Origin of the sequence: Enterobacter cloacae complex sp. IR5403, assembly GCF_049238705.1 — a bacterium.
Taxonomy (GTDB): Bacteria; Pseudomonadota; Gammaproteobacteria; order Enterobacterales; family Enterobacteriaceae; genus Enterobacter; species Enterobacter hormaechei_C.
This window is the reverse complement of sequence record NZ_JBMKHP010000003.1, coordinates 112449-128809: the sequence shown is the minus strand read 5'-3', so window position 1 is coordinate 128809 and position 16361 is coordinate 112449. Positions and strand designations below refer to the sequence as shown.

Genomic DNA, 16361 nt, shown 5'->3' with positions numbered 1-16361 from the left:
GAGGGCCGGGGTGAGGGCTTCAGGCCGCACAACCGGGTATGGTTTTTTACGCCGGTATCTGGTCAATCTTACTGCTGCGCGACCACACGCGGTGCGCGGCAAGCAGGTCAAACAGCCGGGTCATAAACGCATCGTCAATGTTATCACCTTCGACAATGCCTTCTTCCCCTTGATCCGGTACCTTCAGCAGAGATTTAAACTTCCGCGCATCGCCTGCCAGGGCGATTGGCTTCAGGTGCTTATAGGCTTCCAGCAGGTAATAGGCGGCATCACCGTTACCGAGCAGGCTCTCAACGTCGCCGCACGGCATAATCACCGCGTCAACCGTCAGCGACGGCGCTCCGGCGAAGGTCGCGGCAATCGGCAGGACAGAGCCATCGTCGGCCGTTACTTCACCCATGCGGGAGTAAAGCAGTTTGGCATGTACGCCCTGGGTTTTGAGCGCCCGCATGATCCCCAGCACGTCGCTGGCGCGCGGTTTATCGTTCAGCAGGATAGCCACTACGCGGCCTTTAATTGACCCGCCAGGTACCGCGTACAGGCTCAGGGACGGATCCTTCTTCAACCCGTTCACGTCTTTTGGCGGCGCGGCATGGCATTGCTCGTCAGTCAGCGTGATGCCGAGATTATTCGCCACGCCCTGAGCAAGCTGGATATCAATATGCGCCAGATGGTCGACCACGCGCTCGCGAATGTAGGTACGTACCACTTTACTCAGTTCAAAACTGAAACCGCCGATAATGTGCTGCTGTTCAATCGGGGTCTGGCTGTTCCAGAACAGGCGAGGCTGAGCGTAATATTCGCCGAATGACGGGCTGCGCTCGCGAATTTTTGTACCGTCCACGCGCTCCTGATACGACTCAAATCCGCCACGTTTTGGCCCCGGCGGGGTTTCACGCGGCCAGTTATCGTTAATGGAGTTTGGCTCGTAGTTCGCCGGGTTGGTATCGATATCCTGGCGATGCATCCCGTCACGCTGGAAGTTATGGTACGGGCAGGTCGGACGGTTGATAGGAATTTCGTGGAAGTTCGGTCCACCGAGACGGCTGATCTGCGTATCGGTGTAAGAGAACAGACGGCCCTGTAGCAGCGGATCGTTGGTGAAATCCAGCCCTGGCACAATATGGCCCGGGTGGAACGCGGCCTGCTCATTCTCCGCGAAGAAGTTATCCGGGTTGCGGTTAAGCACCATTTTGCCCACCAGCTGAACCGGCACCAGCTCTTCGGGAATAAGCTTGGTTGGGTCGAGCAGGTCGAAGTCGAATTTGAACTCGTCCTCTTCCGGGATCAGCTGTAACCCCAGCTCGTATTCCGGGAAATCACCGGCTTCAATGGATTCCCACAGTTCGCGACGGTGGAAGTCCGGATCGCGCCCGGTCAGCTTCTGTGCTTCATCCCACACCAGGGACGCTTTCCCCGCGACCGGTTTCCAGTGGAAACGCACAAACGTCGCTTTACCTTCAGCGTTAATCAGACGGAAGGTATGAATACCAAACCCTTCCATGGTGCGATAGCTGCGTGGGATCCCCCGGTCAGACATCGCCCACATCACGTTGTGAAGGGTTTCCGGTTGCAGAGAGACGTAGTCCCAGAAGGTGTCATGCGCACTTTGTCCCTGCGGTATGGCCCAGTGTGGCTCTGGTTTTACCGCATGGACAAAGTCAGGGAATTTATGTGCATCCTGAATGAAGAAAACCGGGGTGTTATTCCCGACGAGGTCGAAAATGCCCTCTTCGGTATAGAATTTGGTGGCGAAGCCGCGGATATCACGCACCGTGTCGGCCGACCCCGCGCCGCCCTGTACGGTAGAGAAGCGCACAAACACCGGCGTGATTTTGTTCGGATCGGAAAGGAAATCCGCCTTCGTGATCGCCTTCAGGCTCTTGTACGGCTGGAAATAGCCGTGCGCCGCGGAGCCGCGAGCGTGAACGATACGTTCAGGAATACGCTCATGGTCGAAATGGGTGATTTTTTCCCGCAGGATGAAATCTTCCAGCAGCGTCGGGCCGCGCGTTCCGGCGCGCAGGGAGTTCTGGTCATCGGCGATGCGCACGCCCTGATTGGTGGTCAGCGCATAGCCTTCACCCCCTTTGCGGTGCGGGTCGAGAGATTTTAACTTTTCGTTGTCCGCATCGGGTGACTTCATGCTTCCCGGTGCAGTAGGTTGCTCGCCCGGCGCCGAAGGACCTGGCGACGGTTTATGCGAGCCATCAGCCGGGGCGAGTGAGTCCATTCCTGGTTGAGATTCTTCGGTGCCATGAATAGGGGATTGATGGGGTTTATCATTGTTCGACATTGCACGATTCTCCTTTGTTCGTTCCTGAAAACCCTATTAAGGATAGAACAATGTGATGAATTAGCAGGCGAACTAAGCGTTTTCAGAGGAAGTGATTAGCGAAAGGAGCCATCTGCCACACGTCAGGCGCGACGGGTGGGGGGAGAATCGGCTATGATAGAAATTTCCTGCTTTAAGAATTTGCTTTAGTGAACCCGTCGCTTATGAAACCTCTTCGTCAACAAAACCGCCAGGTTATTAGCTATGTGCCCCGCGTTGAACCCGCGCCGCCTGACCATGCCCTGAAAGTGGATGGTTTTCGCGATGTCTGGATGTTACGGGGTAAATACGTTGCCTTCGTGCTGATTGGCGAGCACTTCCGTCGCTCCCCTGCGTTTACGGTGCCTGAGTCGGCGCAGCGATGGGCTGTGCAGACCCGCCAGGATGAAGAGGTTGAAGAATAACAGCCATAAAAAAACCGCCCGCAGGCGGTTATTTTATTTCAGCAGTGATTAACGATGGGCCAGTTCGGCATCTTCTTCACTGTCGAGAATCGTTTTGTCGGTCTGCTTCAGCCACTGGCTGGTCAGGGTACCGGCGGTCATTGAGCCACTCACGTTCAGGGCGGTACGACCCATATCGATCAGCGGTTCAACAGAGATCAGCAGGGCAACCAGCGTCACCGGCAGCCCCAGCGCAGGCAGAACGATCAGCGCAGCGAAGGTCGCGCCGCCGCCCACGCCCGCAACACCGGCGGAGCTAATGGTCACGATACCCACCAGCGTCGCAATCCAGACCGGATCCAGCGGGTTAATACCCACGGTTGGGGCAACCATCACGGCCAGCATCGCCGGGTAGAGACCCGCACAGCCGTTCTGCCCGATGGTGGCGCCAAAGGAGGCCGAGAAGCTGGCGATAGACTCCGGTACGCCCAGACGACGGGTCTGTGCTTCCACGTTCAGCGGGATAGATGCCGCGCTGGAACGGCTGGTGAAGGCGAAGGTCAGCACCGGCCAGACTTTGCGGAAATATTTCAGCGGGCTAACGCCGTTCACGCCCAGCAGGATACCGTGCACCACAAACATAATGCCCAGCCCCAGGTAAGAGGCGATCACAAAGCTGCCAAGCTTGATGATGTCTTGCAGGTTGGAGCCTGCCACGACTTTGGTCATCAGCGCCAGGACACCGTACGGCGTCAGCTGCATGACCAGACGCACCAGCTTCATCACCCAGCTTTGCAGGGTATCAATGGCAGTCAGCACGCGCTCGCCTTTTGGCGCATCGTCCTTCAGCAGCTTCAGCGCCGCCACGCCCAGGAACGCCGCGAAGATCACCACGCTGATAATGGAGGTTGGGCTTGCACCGGTCAGGTCAGCAAACGGGTTCTTCGGAATGAAGGAGAGCACCATCTGCGGAACGGTCAGATCGGCCACTTTACCCACGTAATTGGTCTCAATCGCCGTCAGACGCGCGGTTTCAGCGCTACCCTGCACCAGACCTTCAGCAGTCAGGCCAAACAGATTGGTTACCAGCACACCCACCAGCGCCGCAATCAGCGTGGTGAAGAGCAGGGTACCAATGGTCAGGAAACTGATTTTACCCAGTTGAGAGGCATTATGCAGGCGGGCTACGGCGCTCAGAATAGAGGCGAATACCAGCGGCATAACGATCATTTGCAGCAGCTGTACATAGCCGTTACCGACGATGTTGAACCACTGAATGGAATCTTTCAGTACCGGGCTATCGGAGCCGTAAATGGCGTGTAAGGCCAGGCCAAACACCACGCCCATGACCAGACCGACCAGTACCTTTTTCGCCAGGCTCCACTGTTTGTGGCGAGCCTGGGCGAGAAGCAATAGCAATACGACGAACACAACAATGTTCGCGATGAGTGGAAAATTCATCCCCGTTCTCCTGATTTATTATACGGTCGGTTTTTACCGAACCTGTTGGCGCAAGGTTATCAGAAGTGTGATGTCGCGCTTATATCCATATGGAATGGTTTATGACAAAAGTGATTATATTGTCGGTTTAATGTTCAATCTGGTGATTAATAAAACGATTGAACTGAAATTGCAGCGAGTTGATCATCTGCGATGACCAGCGCACTGCACCATTTTCGGGCAATGTCTGCGGCATCCAGACGGCATACGCAAACAGCGCCATGCACAGAACGCGCTCAAGCTGGTTGCCTTTTTGCGGCACGAGGATGGGCAGGCGGAAACGCCAGCGGCAGGGCCAGAGCAGCGGTACGCCCGCTGGCGTCAGCATATCGGCGAGGATATGGCTTAAGTAGCCGAGCACCATACCCTGAATGGCATCCGCCGGGACGATCCAGCTCTCCGGAACCTTCAAATAGAAGAGTGTAAGCAGGCCGAATACGGCCAGCAGGCTGTGGGTAAACCCGCGATGACCAAAGGCTCTGGCGATGGGTTTTGAAATCCACTTCAGCCGCTGGCCAAGGAATGACTTTGGATGATCTATGTCCGGCAGCAGGCAGGTCAGCACGGCGGAAGGGACAATATGCCACCAGTCCCCCTGTGCCAGCACAGGGGTCAGTTCAGCGTTTTTGGCAAACACTGCACAGGCAAGTGAAAAAAGCAGGTGGCCTTCCGCCGTCATGATAAAACCCGGTAAACTGTCGATTCATACAGTATAGGGTTTTTATACAGTGTGTGAAAGAGGTGACGGTGTAACTCTTTGTCACAAACGCGCGGTTAGCGCGCCAGCCAGCCACCGTCTACGGCGAGGGTATGACCGTTAACGTAATCAGAGGCCGATGAGGCCAGGAACACCACCGGACCCTGTAAATCCTCCGGCAGACCCCAGCGGCCCGCCGGAATACGGTCAAGGATCGCCTGGCTGCGCTGCTCATCATCGCGAAGTTGCCGGGTGTTATTGGTCGCCATATAACCCGGCGCAATAGCATTCACATTAATGCCCAGCGTTGCCCATTCGTTCGCCAGCAGGCGGGTGAGACCCAGCACACCGCTTTTGGACGCCGTATAGGAGGGCACCCGGATGCCGCCCTGGAAGGAGAGCATGGAGGCAATGTTAATGATCTTGCCGCCCTGGCCCTGCGCGATAAACTGTTTCGCCACTGCCTGAGAGAGGAAAAAGACCGATTTCAGATTGAGATCGATGACCTCGTCCCAGTCCTTCTCGCTAAATTCCAGCGCATCGGCACGGCGGATGGTGCCGGCATTGTTCACCAGAATATCGATACGACCCATCTCAGCGACTGCGGTATCCACCACGCTCTGAATACTCTCCTGCTTGCCAAGATCGGCGCGAATCGCGATAAAGCGTCGTCCCAGCGCCGTAACGCGCGCTGCCGTTTCGTCAGGAACCTTGCGGTTAACCCCCACGATATCGCATCCTGCCTGGGCGAGGGCAATGGCCATGCCTTGCCCCAGACCGGTATCGCACCCGGTCACCATCGCCACTTTTCCTGCCAGAGTAAAAGCATCCAGTATCATACGCGCCTCAGAAGTCAGGTTATTGCCATTCTGCACGTAAGAATAGGAGTCTGGAATGAGAAAAGCAAATAAACTAAAACGATGTTTTGATTTGGCGAGGCAGGCAGCCGAAGCTGCCTGCGAGGGCGTTACTCCCCGCGCAGATGGCGGGCAGTCAATTCTTCAAGAGACGTCAGCCTGACGTCTGCGAGGGCAAAACGGGGATCGTGTCGGCCTTCTTCAGCCGGCACAACGATGGAGCGCATACGTGCGGCTTTGGACGCCACCATGCCGTTAACCGAATCTTCCAGCGCCACACAGGTAAGCGGATCCAGCCCCAGTTTCGCGGCGCAGTCCATATACACCTGCGGATGTGGCTTGCTGTAAGGAAGCTTTTCGGCCGAGGCCAGCGCGTCGAAGCTGTCGCGCAGCCCGAACATCGTCAGCACTTTTTCCAGCATATGCAGCGGTGAGGCGGAGGCCAGCCCCACTTTCAGCCCTTGCGCCTTGCACAGGGCGATAGCGTCGCGTACGCCCGGTAACAGAGGCTTATACTCTTCTACGAGAGAAATGGCGCGGTTGATAATGCGCGCCATTACTTCGTCGCGATCTGGGCCAACCCATGGCTGGTGGGCATACCAGAGGTCAACCACCATATCGATGCGCAGCCCCAGGGTATCGGGAAGCTCGTTACGACGACTGATATCGACGCCGAGGCTGGCCATCACGTCCAGTTCAGCCCGATCCCACAGGGGTTCGGAATCAATCAGCAATCCATCCATGTCAAAAATAGCGGCAAGTATCTGGCGCGGGGTCGACATTACAACATCTCCTTATCTTGGGGGGTAAGACGAACGGTGCTAAGCACAAGCAATTTAGCATATTGCATTCAAAGAGCGGGCGAAAATGACCGACAGCAGGTAGACTTAGGCACAAATAACGCGTCTTTATGAAGAGGAACTAATGACGTATCAACAAGCTGGACGCATTGCGGTCTTAAAACGTATTGCTGGTTGGGTTATTTTCATTCCCGCCCTGATTTCAACGCTGATCTCCGTACTCAAATTTATGTACGATCACAGCGAAAAACAGCCGGGCATCAACGCCGTTATGCTTGATTTTGCCCACGTCATGATTGAGATGATGCGGTTTAACACCCCGTTCCTGAACGTCTTCTGGTTCAACTCGCCCACGCCGGATTTTCACCACCAGCTGAATGTCGGTTTCTGGATAATCTATGCGTTGATATTTATCGCGATGGCGTTGCAGGCCTCCGGCGCGCGCATGAGTCGCCAGACCCGCTTTTTACGCGAAGGGGTGGAAGACCAGCTGATCCTTGAGAAGGCGAAAGGCCCTGACGGGATGAGCCGCGAGCAGATCGAATCGCGCATTGTCGTGCCGCGTCATACCATTTTCGTGCAGTTTTTCCCGCTCTACATCCTGCCAGTCATTATCATTGTGGCCGGCTATTTCTTCTTTACGCTGCTTGGCTTCCTGTAAATCCTAAGGGAAGGGGCGTGAAGCCGCCCCCTCCCGCTATGCCGCCAGGATACGGTCCAGCGCCCGCTGGGCATTCACCAGATGACTCCCGCCAAACAAAATAGCCCGGTTTAGCAAGGTGTACAGCTGATAAACCGGCTGACGATCAAGGAAACCCGCAGGTAACGGCGAGACAGACTGATAGCCATCATAAATTTGCGGCGGCTGTTCAGGATGCAACGGCAGCATTGCGAGGTCACACTCTCTGTCGCCCCAGTAGCAGGCCGGGTCAAATATATAGGGACCATCGGGACCAAGCGCGCAGTTGTTCGACCATAAATCACCGTGCAGAAGGGAAGCCTGAGGCTGATGCGAAGCCAGACGCTGCTGAATGTGTTCAACAATCGCGTCGATGTTGCCGAACGCTAATCCCTTTTCAGCGGCCAGCTCCAGCTGCCAGCCGATGCGCTGCTCGGCGAAAAAGGTCGACCAGCGGCGCTGCCATGCGTTTGGCTGTGGGGTAGTGGAGAGGTCGTTATCAAAATCGAGCCCGAACTGAGGTTGATCGCTCCACTGGTGCAAACGGGCGATCTGTTGCCCGAGAATAAAGGCGTTGTGCGCATCCAGAGGGCGCGCGGGAAGATAGTTCATCACCAGAAAACTATAGTCACGATCGCTGCCGACGGCTAAAACCTGCGGAACGGTGACTGTTTTACTGCGCGATAACAGCTCAAGCTGATCGGCTTCGGCAGTAAAAATGGGGAGTAATTCGCGCTCATCACATTTAACGAAAAGATCGCGCCCGGCGTAACGTAAATGCCATGCGGCATGGATCTCTCCGCCTGGCAGTTCGTTACGCAGTTCAATTTCACCTTCACCCAGTTGCTCACTTAAAAGATGACTGATAGCCTGCCACATGATGTCTCTCCCATGTTGTCTGCCAGATCATAAAGTTAGCGCAAAACGGCTATAAAAAAACAGGAACTAACGCACAACTGAGCGGTTTAATTTTATACAGGGCACTTATTGTGCTTTTTTATGCCAGTTTTCCCAGCTATCCACATCAATTTCCGTGGCTTTGTCAGTCACGCTTTCCACCAGGCTACTGGCCAGCGCCTTCACCTCTTCCTGGCTCAGCGGGCTTATCAGGCCAAATGCCAGTGAGCCGAGATCGTGAATATTGCCCTCATCGTCCGTCAGCGTGAGCAGAAAATTCGCCCGCGTGAACGCGTTGTTGAGTTCATTCAGTTCGGTCAGCGACGCCTCATGAATATTCACGGTTACGACGTAGCGGGTGATATCACCACTGCTCATAATTCACCTCGTTGTTATCCTGAAAGTTTTCTTAGCATAGTCGATATGCCCTGTTTAGCGACTTCCCCCTCCATGGGAAGGGGAAGCAGGTTCAGCTTCTCGCCAGGTAATCGACAATTTTCTGGGTATCCGCAAGCGAACACAGGCGCGTTCCCTGGTTTATGGTGGCTGCACTCCCTGCCGCGACGCCATAGCGTGCCATCTCCAGAAGCGAAGCGCCCTGCGCCAGCTTCAGCACCATCGCGCCAACCATACTGTCACCGGCACCCACGGTGCTCTGGCTTTTCATCGGCGGTGGCACAACCTGCACAAAGCCCGTCTTGTCGACGGCCAGCGCACCCTGAGGACCGAGAGAAACCACAACGCGATGCGCTTTGCCCGTACGTACCAGCTCTTCTGCGGCAGTACGCACGTCATCGGGCTGGTTGAGTTCGCGATTAACCAGGGCACTGAGCTCTTTCTGGTTAGGTTTAACGAGTTCAAGTTGTCCGGGCTCTAACGCCGCCTTCAGGGCTTCGCCCGAGCTATCGACAATGCAGCGGATGCCGCGCTGGAGCGCCGCCTGAACCAGCGCCGTCAGTTTCTCTGTTTCGACGCCCGGCGGCAGGCTACCGCTGATCACCAGTAATGAGCCGCTTTCAATGGTCAGCACTTTCTCTTCCAGTTGACGAAACTCATCATCGCTTAATTTCGCCCCCGGCATCACAAAACGATATTGCTCGCCGCTGGATTCAACATGGACATGCAGGTTCTGCCGGGTCCAGTCTTTAGCATCGACGGTGTCTACGGCCACCTGTTCATCTGCCAGCAACGCAACCAGATGTTCTCCCGTGGCGCCGCCAGCGGGGAAGATGGCGGTGGCTTTTCCGCCGAGATGGGTAATAGCGCGCGCCACGTTGATGCCGCCGCCGCCTGGCTCAAACACCGGCGCGCTACAGCGCAGCTTACCTTCCGGGTAGATTTGCGGCGTCATGGTCGCGGAGTCGAGGGAAGGGGAGAGTGTCAGCGTATAAATCGAAGCCATCATGACCTCCTTTTATCATGGGTTCTTTTAAGCCTGGCACCGTTTGGCAGGAAGGCAACGTAAATAACAGTATGATTTTAAATATGAATGCTGACAAATAACCTGCGCCGGGCATATAAAATAAAACGCGTTTTGGGATCGTTCTTATTCAAAAAATGAAAGAAGAAAATATTGCTATGTTATTTGCGGCTTTTTATAATTTGTTACCTTTCTATGGTCGCCTTGTCATTGATCCGCAAGAAAGTTTCCGAGACCGTGACGGTCTCTTTTTATGTTGTACGGACTCCTTAAATAAAATGAAGCTTTTGAAGACAGTACCCGCAGCACTGATGCTGGCGGGTGGCGTATTTGCGTCACTGAATGCAACCGCCGATGATACCGTTTTTACTGTCATGGACGATCCCTCCACTGCCAAAAAACCCTTTGAAGGTAACGTGAATGCCGGGTATCTGGCGCAATCCGGTAATACGAAAAGCTCCTCCCTGACCGCAGACAGCACCCTGACCTGGTACGGCAACACCACGGCCTGGTCGCTGTGGGGAAATGCCAGCAACACCTCTGCTAACGATCAACGCTCATCGGAGAAATACGCGGTAGGCGGACGTAGCCGATACAACATGACCGATTATGACTACCTGTTCGGGCAGGCGAGTTGGCTGACTGACCGCTACAACGGCTATCGCCAGCGTGATGTCGTAACTGCGGGTTATGGTCGTCAGTTCCTCAATGGGCCGGTGCACAGCCTGCGTTTTGAATTCGGTCCGGGTGTCCGTTACGACGAGTACACCAACGGCGAAGATGAAACCCAGCCGTTGGGTTATGCATCGGGCACCTATGCATGGCAGATGACGGACAACGCAAAATTCACCCAGGGTGTGTCGGTGTTTGGTGCTGAAGATACAACGCTGAACTCAGAAAGTGCGTTGAACATGGCCATCAACGAACACTTTGGACTCAAGGTGGCGTACAACGTAACCTGGAACTCATCACCACCTGATTCTGCACCGGAACATACCGATCGCCGAACCACGATTTCTTTAGGTTATAAAATGTAATATCGTCGGGCCGGGACTCTTCTCGGCCTGTTTTTTATTTTCTGAAACTGTGCTTATTTATATTAAACGGCGTTTTAAAATAAATAATGGGTTTGGTTTCTTCTTCATAATTTCTCCATAATTGCTTGTCAGACCTTATTCAGTTTATTTGACACGAATTGATAAATAATTTGACTAGGCAAAAATGTGATCCAGATCTACACTTACGGCACAGGCGAAAAAATCGCCTCAGGCATATCGCATTAAACGCATTAAATAAGTATGAGAATAAAATTATGAAAAAAATCAAAACCGCTACAGCAGCGATGGTGCTTTCCGCACTTTCATTTGGCGTATTTGCTGCTGATAATATGACACAACCTGCCAGTGACGTTAACAACCCAATCGGGATCGCTAAAGCCTCTGGTGTAGAAGCGGGCTCCAACATTGCCCCCGGCTCTCAGTCTACCGGCCAGTCAATGAATGACGCATTTGATGTACACAAGCTGGTGGCGGGTGAGTGGTCCTGATATTTCAACTGCCGCCTCTGACGCAATATATACGCTGTCATAGCCTGTCGAAAACCGGATTATGACGTACCGGTTTTTGTACCCTAAATTATCGTAAAGATAGTTAAATTTTATTCAGTAAATTACCGCCACGTTTTTGCTGACAAAATATTAGCCCCAGATCATTGCGGCCCAGCGCAACAGCAACATCGCGCCGCAAATAGCAATTAACACCACGACCATTTTCCAGTGCTTCACGGCAAATCTTTTTGTTGGCATAACCTAATCCTTGTCAGTTGATACCCTTAGTCTATCAAAATTTGCGCCAGAAAGCGCTCAACCCGGGACAACAGGTTATGCCGGAACACCGGTTCGGCTTAAAACCAATGGAATCTGTCAGCCAGAATCAATACCAGGCAAGCAGCGGAAAGTAGATTCAATATCACAACGGTTTTGCTGGATACATTCATGTGATACCCCTTCGATGTTTAAGGACCAAGTCAAGAATAGCTCAGGACTTTCGGATTGCGAGCCTCTGCCAGCAAAAGTTCATGAACGCATACAAAAGGATGTGCGGTTCAAAACGGTCGCAGAAGGTGCATTCGCCCTTTCAATAGTGTTACCATTACCCTGCTTGCCGTAAATCCGCATTTATCTGAAATCGGCAGGTGCACGATGACGACCCAATTTGACGATTGTTGGTCAGATGGTTTCGTAATCTACTGTTTAATCACGATTATTTTCTTTGTATATGCTCTTATGTGTGGGGCATCACTGCAAATAAGGATATAAAATGCCTGTAATTACTCTTCCTGATGGCAGCCAACGCCATTTCGACCACGCTGTTAGCCCAATGGATGTTGCCCTGGATATCGGTCCTGGACTCGCAAAAGCAACCATCGCAGGTCGCGTAAACGGCGAGCTGGTAGACGCGTCCGATCTGATTGAAAGCGATGCAACGCTTGCGATCATCACCGCGAAAGACGAAGAAGGTCTGGAGATCATTCGTCACTCCTGTGCGCACCTGTTAGGCCATGCTATCAAGCAACTGTGGCCAAACACCAAAATGGCGATCGGCCCGGTTATCGACAACGGTTTCTATTACGACGTTGACCTTGACCACACCCTGACTCAGGAAGATATCGACGCGCTCGAGAAACGAATGCACGAGCTCGCCGAAACCAACTATGACGTCATTAAGAAGAAAGTCAGCTGGCACGAAGCGCGTGAAACCTTCGTGAAGCGCGGCGAGAACTACAAAGTCTCGATTCTTGATGAAAACATCGCTCATGATGACAAGCCAGGCTTGTACCATCACCAGGAATACGTCGACATGTGCCGTGGTCCGCACGTGCCGAATATGCGCTTCTGTCATCACTTCAAGCTGATGAAAATCGCAGGCGCTTACTGGCGTGGCGACAGCAACAACAAAATGTTGCAGCGTATCTATGGTACCGCGTGGGCCGATAAGAAAGCCCTGAACGCATACCTGCAACGCCTGGAAGAGGCGGCTAAGCGTGACCACCGTAAAATCGGTAAGCAGCTTGACCTGTATCATATGCAGGAAGAAGCGCCGGGGATGGTGTTCTGGCATAACGACGGCTGGACTATCTTCCGTGAACTGGAAACGTTCGTGCGCTCCAAGCTGAAAGAGTACCAGTATCAGGAAGTGAAAGGCCCGTTCATGATGGACCGTGTGCTGTGGGAAAAGACCGGCCACTGGGACAACTACAAAGATGCGATGTTCACCACTTCGTCTGAGAACCGTGAATACTGCATCAAGCCAATGAACTGCCCGGGCCACGTTCAGATCTTCAACCAGGGTCTGAAATCCTACCGCGATCTGCCGCTGCGTATGGCGGAGTTCGGTAGCTGCCACCGTAACGAGCCATCAGGTGCGCTGCACGGTCTGATGCGTGTTCGTGGCTTTACTCAGGATGATGCGCATATCTTCTGTACTGAAGATCAGGTCCGTGAAGAAGTTAACGCCTGTATTCGTATGGTCTACGATATGTACAGCACCTTTGGCTTCGAGAAGATCGTGGTCAAACTCTCAACGCGTCCGGAAAAACGTATCGGCAGCGATGAGACATGGGATCGCGCAGAGGCGGATCTTGCCGTAGCGCTGGAAGAGAACGGTATTCCGTTCGAATACCAGCTGGGCGAGGGCGCATTCTACGGTCCGAAAATTGAATTTACCCTGTATGACTGCCTCGATCGCGCATGGCAGTGCGGAACGGTACAGCTGGACTTCTCCCTGCCGCAGCGTTTAAGCGCCTCTTATGTTGGCGAAGACAACGAGCGTCAGGTGCCGGTTATGATTCACCGTGCGATTCTCGGTTCACTGGAGCGCTTCATCGGCATCCTGACCGAAGAGTTCGCGGGCTTCTTCCCAACCTGGCTTGCGCCAGTGCAGGTCGTGGTGATGAACATTACCGATTCTCAGGCGGATTACGTTAAAGAATTGACGCAGAAACTACAAAATGCGGGCATTCGCGTAAAAGCAGACTTGAGAAATGAGAAGATTGGCTTTAAAATCCGCGAGCACACTTTACGTCGTGTCCCGTATATGTTGGTCTGTGGTGATAAAGAGGTGGAAGCAGGCAAAGTTGCCGTTCGCACCCGCCGTGGTAAAGACCTGGGGAGCCTGGACGTAAGTGAAGTGATTGAGAAGCTGCAACAAGAGATTCGCAGCCGCAGTCTTCAACAACTGGAGGAATAAGGTATTAAAGGCGGAAAACGAGTTCAAACGGCACGTCCGAATCGTATCAATGGCGAGATTCGCGCCCAGGAAGTTCGCTTAACAGGTCTGGAAGGCGAGCAGCTGGGGATTGTGAGTCTGAGAGAAGCGATCGAAAAGGCTGAAGAAGCTGGAGTAGATTTAGTTGAAATCAGCCCTAACGCCGAACCGCCAGTTTGTCGTATCATGGACTACGGCAAGTTCCTTTATGAAAAGAGTAAGTCTTCTAAGGAACAGAAGAAGAAGCAAAAAGTTATCCAGGTTAAGGAAATTAAATTCCGTCCTGGTACCGACGATGGCGATTATCAGGTAAAACTCCGCAGCCTGATTCGCTTTCTGGAAGATGGCGATAAGGCCAAGATCACGCTGCGTTTCCGCGGTCGTGAGATGGCCCACCAACAGATTGGTATGGAAGTGCTTAACCGCGTCCGTGACGATCTGAGTGAACTGGCAGTAGTCGAATCCTTCCCTACGAAGATCGAAGGCCGCCAGATGATCATGGTGCTCGCTCCTAAGAAGAAACAGTAAGGCCTTCAAGCAGCAAAATCTGTGGAGCCTTCGGGCCCCATAGGTTTTGTTCGCCTATGTTTCGTTTATTTAACAATGCGAAGTGGAAGTTATTAAAATGCCAAAAATTAAGACCGTACGCGGTGCTGCTAAGCGCTTCAAAAAAACCGGTAAAGGTGGTTTTAAGCACAAGCACGCTAACCTGCGTCACATTCTGACTAAGAAAGCTACCAAGCGTAAACGTCACCTGCGTCCAAAAGCCATGGTTTCTAAAGGCGATCTGGGCCTGGTCATCGCGTGCCTGCCGTACGCATAAGTCGTTAACGTTTAACTTTTTTAACTTAGAATAGATACAGGAGAGCACACATGGCTCGCGTAAAACGTGGTGTAATTGCACGTGCACGTCACAAGAAAATTTTGAAACAAGCTAAAGGCTACTACGGTGCGCGTTCACGCGTATACCGCGTTGCCTTCCAGGCTGTTATCAAAGCAGGTCAGTACGCTTACCGTGACCGTCGTCAGCGTAAGCGTCAGTTCCGTCAACTGTGGATTGCGCGTATCAACGCAGCAGCACGTCAGAACGGTATTTCTTACAGCAAATTCATCAACGGCCTGAAAAAAGCCTCTGTTGAAATCGACCGTAAGATCCTGGCTGACATCGCAGTATTCGACAAAGTAGCGTTCACCGCTCTGGTCGAAAAAGCGAAAGCAGCACTGGCATAAGCCAGTTGAGAGAGGGGGCTTTGCCTCCTCTTTTCATTTAACACCATCAGAAGATTGACATTTATCCGTGCAGGCTTTTCAATAAGGTCTTAACGGTTTTTACCCTACAAGGTAACGCAAGCATGAATGCTGCTATTTTCCGCTTCTTCTTTTACTTTAGCACCTGACTTCAGGAGGCTAGCGCGTGAAAGATGAAACGAAAAACAGCGCCAGATAAGCCTCCCGATGGAGGCTTTTTTTGTGCCTGAAGTTAAGAGAATACGTCCAACAATTCGGTGTCTGCACCGACATAATGAGGAAAACCATGTCACATCTCGCAGAGCTGGTTGCCAGTGCAACGGCCGCCATTAACCAGGCCTCAGATGTTGCCGCGTTAGACAATGTCCGCGTCGAATATCTGGGCAAGAAAGGGCATTTGACCCTTCAGATGACTACCCTGCGTGAACTGCCAGCAGAGGAGCGCCCGGCAGCCGGTGCAGTGATTAACGAAGCCAAAGAGCAGGTACAGCAGGCGCTGAACGCGCGTAAAGCCGAGCTGGAAAGCGCAGTCCTGAATGCGCGCCTGGCGGCAGAAACGATAGACGTCTCTCTGCCGGGTCGTCGTATTGAAAACGGCGGTCTGCATCCGGTTACCCGTACTATCGATCGTATTGAAAGTTTCTTCGGTGAGCTCGGCTTTACCGTGGCGACTGGCCCGGAAATTGAAGATGACTACCACAACTTCGATGCCCTGAACATTCCTGGCCATCATCCGGCACGTGCTGACCACGACACTTTCTGGTTTGACGCCACCCGTCTGCTGCGTACCCAGACCTCCGGCGTGCAGATCCGCACCATGAAGGAACAGGAGCCGCCAATCCGCATCATCGCGCCGGGTCGCGTATACCGTAACGACTACGATCAGACCCACACCCCAATGTTCCACCAGATGGAAGGTCTGATTGTTGATAAAAACATCAGCTTTACCAACCTGAAAGGCACGCTGCACGATTTCCTGAACAACTTCTTTGAGGAAGATTTGCAGGTTCGCTTCCGTCCGTCCTACTTCCCGTTCACTGAACCGTCTGCGGAAGTTGACGTGATGGGTAAAAACGGCAAATGGCTGGAAGTGCTGGGCTGCGGCATGGTGCATCCAAACGTGCTGCGCAACGTGGGTATCGATCCGGAAGTGTATTCCGGCTTTGCGTTCGGTATGGGCATGGAGCGTCTGACCATGCTGCGCTACGGCGTGACCGATTTACGTGCGTTCTTCGAAAACGATCTGCGTTTCCTCAAACAGTTTAAATAAGGGCAGGACA

Annotated in this window: 20 protein-coding genes and 1 other annotated feature; of the genes, 10 read left to right on the top strand and 10 right to left on the bottom strand. The window is 53.2% G+C overall.

The features are described 5' to 3' along the window. Positions 1-46: 46 nt before the first annotated feature. On the bottom strand, positions 47-2296 hold the full coding sequence (gene katE, locus ACOTW6_RS05705) for a catalase HPII (protein WP_062932553.1): 2250 nt from the start codon (positions 2294-2296) through the stop codon (positions 47-49). Between the two features lie 188 nt (positions 2297-2484). On the opposite strand from katE, the gene cedA reads away from it, so the two are divergent. Next, the gene (gene cedA, locus ACOTW6_RS05700) at positions 2485-2739 is read left to right on the top strand and encodes a cell division activator CedA (RefSeq protein ID WP_071524159.1); all 255 of its coding nucleotides are present in this window, start codon (positions 2485-2487) and stop codon (positions 2737-2739) included. Positions 2740-2787: 48 nt separating this feature from the next. On the opposite strand, the gene tcyP is transcribed toward cedA, so the two are convergent. The 4 genes from tcyP to hxpB all read right to left on the bottom strand — a co-directional run bounded on the left by tcyP (position 2788) and on the right by hxpB (position 6554). Next, entirely contained in the window at positions 2788-4179 is a 1392-nt protein-coding gene (gene tcyP, locus ACOTW6_RS05695; protein WP_015570743.1) for a cystine/sulfocysteine:cation symporter, read from the bottom strand. 127 nt (positions 4180-4306) lie between these two features. Beyond that, positions 4307-4897 carry a metal-dependent hydrolase gene (locus tag ACOTW6_RS05690; protein ID WP_015570742.1) on the bottom strand — a complete coding sequence of 197 codons (591 nt, stop codon included), beginning with the start codon at positions 4895-4897 and terminating at the stop codon, positions 4307-4309. 95 nt (positions 4898-4992) lie between these two features. Then, positions 4993-5754: a 2-dehydro-3-deoxy-D-gluconate 5-dehydrogenase KduD gene (kduD, locus tag ACOTW6_RS05685; protein ID WP_017384658.1), complete on the bottom strand. Its 762-nt coding sequence runs from the start codon at positions 5752-5754 to the stop codon at positions 4993-4995. A gap of 128 nt (positions 5755-5882) precedes the next feature. After that, on the bottom strand, positions 5883-6554 hold the full coding sequence (hxpB, locus tag ACOTW6_RS05680; RefSeq protein WP_213788650.1) for a hexitol phosphatase HxpB: 672 nt from the start codon (positions 6552-6554) through the stop codon (positions 5883-5885). A 142-nt stretch (positions 6555-6696) separates the two neighbouring features. Here hxpB and ACOTW6_RS05675 point away from each other — a divergent pair, with 142 nt between their 5' ends. Then, positions 6697-7233: a YniB family protein gene (locus tag ACOTW6_RS05675; RefSeq protein WP_015570741.1), complete on the top strand. Its 537-nt coding sequence runs from the start codon at positions 6697-6699 to the stop codon at positions 7231-7233. A 36-nt stretch (positions 7234-7269) separates the two neighbouring features. Here the strand turns inward: ACOTW6_RS05675 and ACOTW6_RS05670 are convergent, their stop codons facing one another. The 3 genes from ACOTW6_RS05670 to pfkB form a co-directional block, all read right to left on the bottom strand. Further along, a complete protein-coding gene (locus tag ACOTW6_RS05670) occupies positions 7270-8130 on the bottom strand; it encodes a fructosamine kinase family protein (protein WP_032619835.1) in 861 nt (286 codons plus the stop codon). A gap of 105 nt (positions 8131-8235) precedes the next feature. Beyond that, positions 8236-8526, bottom strand: a complete 291-nt coding sequence (gene ghoS, locus ACOTW6_RS05665; RefSeq protein ID WP_047051472.1) for a type V toxin-antitoxin system endoribonuclease antitoxin GhoS — start codon at positions 8524-8526, stop codon at positions 8236-8238. 91 nt (positions 8527-8617) lie between these two features. Then, the gene (pfkB, locus tag ACOTW6_RS05660) at positions 8618-9550 is read right to left on the bottom strand and encodes a 6-phosphofructokinase II (RefSeq protein ID WP_062932555.1); all 933 of its coding nucleotides are present in this window, start codon (positions 9548-9550) and stop codon (positions 8618-8620) included. A gap of 296 nt (positions 9551-9846) precedes the next feature. Between pfkB and ACOTW6_RS05655 the strand changes: the two genes are divergently transcribed. Both ACOTW6_RS05655 and ACOTW6_RS05650 read left to right on the top strand, forming a co-directional pair. Next, positions 9847-10605 (top strand): DUF481 domain-containing protein, encoded by a 759-nt coding sequence (locus tag ACOTW6_RS05655; protein WP_062932715.1) that lies wholly within the window; start codon positions 9847-9849, stop codon positions 10603-10605. A gap of 275 nt (positions 10606-10880) precedes the next feature. After that, positions 10881-11114, top strand: a complete 234-nt coding sequence (locus tag ACOTW6_RS05650; protein WP_062932556.1) for a hypothetical protein — start codon at positions 10881-10883, stop codon at positions 11112-11114. 150 nt (positions 11115-11264) lie between these two features. Here ACOTW6_RS05650 and yniD read toward each other — a convergent pair whose 3' ends face one another. After that, the gene (gene yniD, locus ACOTW6_RS05645) at positions 11265-11372 is read right to left on the bottom strand and encodes a small membrane protein YniD (RefSeq protein WP_003857815.1); all 108 of its coding nucleotides are present in this window, start codon (positions 11370-11372) and stop codon (positions 11265-11267) included. A gap of 98 nt (positions 11373-11470) precedes the next feature. Next, entirely contained in the window at positions 11471-11563 is a 93-nt protein-coding gene (gene yncL / locus ACOTW6_RS05640; RefSeq protein ID WP_017384656.1) for a stress response membrane protein YncL, read from the bottom strand. A 323-nt stretch (positions 11564-11886) separates the two neighbouring features. Here yncL and thrS point away from each other — a divergent pair, with 323 nt between their 5' ends. The 6 genes from thrS (at position 11887) to pheS (ending at position 16351) form a co-directional block, all read left to right on the top strand. Beyond that, a complete protein-coding gene (gene thrS, locus ACOTW6_RS05635; protein ID WP_062932557.1) occupies positions 11887-13815 on the top strand; it encodes a threonine--tRNA ligase in 1929 nt (642 codons plus the stop codon). 3 nt (positions 13816-13818) lie between these two features. Then, a complete protein-coding gene (gene infC, locus ACOTW6_RS05630) occupies positions 13819-14361 on the top strand; it encodes a translation initiation factor IF-3 (protein ID WP_023616141.1) in 543 nt (180 codons plus the stop codon). A 97-nt stretch (positions 14362-14458) separates the two neighbouring features. After that, a complete protein-coding gene (gene rpmI, locus ACOTW6_RS05625) occupies positions 14459-14656 on the top strand; it encodes a 50S ribosomal protein L35 (RefSeq protein ID WP_001124225.1) in 198 nt (65 codons plus the stop codon). A gap of 50 nt (positions 14657-14706) precedes the next feature. Beyond that, positions 14707-15063 (top strand): 50S ribosomal protein L20, encoded by a 357-nt coding sequence (rplT, locus tag ACOTW6_RS05620; protein WP_000124850.1) that lies wholly within the window; start codon positions 14707-14709, stop codon positions 15061-15063. A 117-nt stretch (positions 15064-15180) separates the two neighbouring features. Further along, positions 15181-15305: a sequence feature (Phe leader region), on the top strand. Beyond that, positions 15186-15230, top strand: coding sequence for a pheST operon leader peptide PheM (pheM, locus tag ACOTW6_RS05615; protein ID WP_001386830.1), 45 nt, complete (start codon positions 15186-15188; stop codon positions 15228-15230). Its footprint overlaps the feature before it by 45 nt. Before the next feature lie 62 nt (positions 15306-15367). Then, positions 15368-16351, top strand: a complete 984-nt coding sequence (pheS, locus tag ACOTW6_RS05610) for a phenylalanine--tRNA ligase subunit alpha (protein WP_003857809.1) — start codon at positions 15368-15370, stop codon at positions 16349-16351. Positions 16352-16361 lie beyond the last annotated feature (10 nt).